This is a genomic window from Achromobacter sp., assembly GCF_049647645.1.
Classification (GTDB): domain Bacteria; phylum Pseudomonadota; class Gammaproteobacteria; order Burkholderiales; family Burkholderiaceae_B; genus Achromobacter.
Genome location: NZ_JBARYB010000191.1, coordinates 1 through 2,703, shown reverse-complemented (window position 1 = coordinate 2,703; position 2,703 = coordinate 1). Strand labels below are relative to the sequence as shown.

Sequence of the window (2,703 nt, the reverse complement as noted above, 5' to 3'; positions counted from 1 at the left end):
TGTCAAGGCCGAAACGCCGCGGCTCGCTGCCGAGGTCGCGCTGCCTCGCCCCGCCCGCGATGCGCGCGCCGAACCCGGCCACGCCGCCTTGCCGGAGGATGCCGACAACGCGCCGGCCCAGGCTCTGGTCAGCGCCGAACAACCATTCCAGGCCCCCCAACATGGCGGCGCTGCCCAGGACCACCTGGCCCAGGCGCTGGCCGCCGCCAGCCAGCGCCAGCCTGCGGCTCCGATTGTGAACCAGGCCGCCATCGCCACCCCGGTCGTGCCGGTCGTGCTGCAGGTCGCCACCCCGGTTGGCGGCACTCACTGGGGCACCGAGCTTGGCCAGCAGGTCGTCATGATGAGCCACAGCGCGCGCCAGGGCATGCAGACTGCCGAACTGCGCCTCGACCCGCCCGACCTGGGTCCGCTGCGCGTCAGCCTGAACCTGTCGGACGGCGTGGCCAGCGCTTCGTTCGTGTCGGCCCACGCCTCGGTGCGCCAGGCCATCGAAACCGCCCTCCCGCAACTGCAGCAGGCGCTGGCCCAGGCCGGCATCTCGCTGGGCCAGACCAGCGTGGGCGAACAAGCCGCCCAACAGGAATTTGCGCAACAGGGCGGCAACGGATCGCAACGCCATGCCGGCGGCGGCCAGACAGGCGCCGACAGCGTGGCCGAAGCGCCTGCCACAGTGACAGTCGCGCGCAATGCCAATGCGCTGGTGGACACCTTCGCCTGACAAATAAGCGCATCGCTCGCGGCCATGGCTGGGGGCGGTGCAGCAATAGCTTGAGATACGCGGCTTTCGCCCTGTTTTTCGCCTCCAAGCCGAGGCGGCATTTGGGGCAGAATGCTTTCATCCACTAAGAACCCGTTTTCATCAGCGGCAAAACACGCATCGACACGAGATGGCGACTTCCAAACCTTCACCCATGCCTGCGCGCGGCGCACCTTCTTCCCGCTCTGGCGGCATGGGCCGTATTCTTCGTCCCCTGCTGGCGATTCTGGTCCTGCTCATCGTTGCCGCGGCCAGCGCCGGCGCAACCTGGTTCATCACCCAACGCATGCAGCCGCAAAGCAGCGCAAGCGTGCAACTCGGCGTCGGGCAGGTGCCGGCCGGCGAGCCTGGCCAACCCGGCCAGCCCGCTCAAGGCCCGCAAGCCACCCCAACGACCTTCGTCGCGCCGCCGGCCAGCCCGGTCGCCGTGCCCGCCCCGATCTTCGTGCCGATCGAGCCCTTCACCGTCACGCTGCAAAACCCGGACACCGAACGCATCATGCACGTGGGCCTGACCCTGCGCGTCAGCGACGAGCAGACCCGTACGCGTCTCGAAAAGTACATGCCTGAAGTGCGCAGCCGCATCCTGATGGTCCTGTCGTCGCAGTCGCCCACCGCCGTGCAGACGCAGCAAGGCAAGACCGACATGGCCAACGCCATCAAACAGGCGGTCAATCGCCCCTTCTCGCCCCTGCCGGACGGCCAGTATGTCACCGACGTACTGTACACGGCGTTCGTGGTGCAATAAGCATGGCCTACGAGGCATTTCTTTCGCAGGACGAGGTTGATGCGCTGTTGGCGGGCGTCACCGGCGAAAGCGACAGCAAAACAACCGCCGCGGACCAGAGCGGCGGCGCCCGCGCCTACGACCTGAGTTCGCCCGAACGCGTCGTGCGGCGCCGCATGCAGACGCTGGAGCTCATCAACGAGCGCTTCGCTCGCCAGATGCGCCACGTGCTGCTGAACTTCATGCGCCGCAGCGCCGACATCACGGTGGGCTCGATCAAGATCCTGAAGTACGCGGACTTCGAGCGCAACCTGCCGGTGCCGAGCAATCTGAACATGATTCAGATGAAGCCCCTGCGCGGCACCGCCCTCTTCACCTATGACCCGAACCTGGTGTTCCTGGTCATCGACAGCCTGTTCGGCGGCGACGGCCGCTACCACACGCGCGTCGAAGGCCGCGACTTCACCACCACCGAACAGCGCATCATCCGGCGCCTGCTCAATCTGACCCTGGAAAGCTACGGCAAGTCCTGGGACCCCGTCTATCCGATCGAATTCGAGTACGTGCGCTCGGAGATGCACACCAAGTTCGCCAGCATCACCGGCAACAATGAAGTGGTGGTCGTCACCTCGTTCCACATCGAGTTCGGCGCGACCGGCGGCGACCTGAACATCTGCCTGCCCTATTCCATGATCGAGCCGGTGCGCGATCTGCTGACGCGCCCGCTGCAGGAAACCACGCTTGAAGAAGTGGACCAGCGCTGGGCGCAACAGCTCTCGCGCCAGGTGCGCAGCGCCGATATCGACGTGGTGGCGGAATTTGCCCGCATCCCCTCGTCAATCCGCGAGCTGATGCGCCTGAAGGTGGGCGACGTCCTGCCCGTGACCGTGCCCGAAACCATAGTCGCCAGCGTCGACGGCGTGCCGCTGATGGAATGCGGCTACGGCGTCTTCAATGGCCAGTACGCACTGCGCGTACAGAACATGTTTACCCACGATACAGAATCCAACGAGGCCTCTGACCATGACTGACAAGAACGAGCCCGGTACCGGCTCGTCCCCGGCCGACGACTGGGCCGACGCGCTCGCCGAACAATCCCGCGCCAATCCGCCTACCCAAGCCGACGGCCTGAAGCCCCAGGACGACTGGGCCGCCGCGATGGCCGAGCAGACCGCCACGGCCGCGCCCGCTGCCGCGCCGGCTCCCGCTCCTGCGG

3 protein-coding genes and 1 pseudogene are annotated in these 2,703 nt (G+C 66.7%); all 4 read left to right on the top strand.

Annotated elements, in window-relative coordinates:
• Nucleotides 1–721 (top strand): flagellar hook-length control protein FliK (locus WBB14_RS21500; protein ID WP_424241624.1); only part of this gene is annotated, 721 nt, incomplete at its 5' end.
• 169 nt (nt 722–890) lie between these two features.
• On the top strand, nt 891–1,508 hold the full coding sequence (gene fliL / locus WBB14_RS21495) for a flagellar basal body-associated protein FliL (protein ID WP_424241623.1): 618 nt from the start codon (nt 891–893) through the stop codon (nt 1,506–1,508).
• Between the two features lie 2 nt (nt 1,509–1,510).
• Nucleotides 1,511–2,518 carry a flagellar motor switch protein FliM gene (gene fliM / locus WBB14_RS21490; protein WP_424241622.1) on the top strand — a complete coding sequence of 336 codons (1,008 nt, stop codon included), beginning with the start codon at nt 1,511–1,513 and terminating at the stop codon, nt 2,516–2,518.
• Nucleotides 2,511–2,703 (top strand): annotated as a pseudogene (locus WBB14_RS21485) (flagellar motor switch protein FliN); the annotation flags it as partial. The gene fliM and the pseudogene WBB14_RS21485, both read left to right, overlap by 8 nt.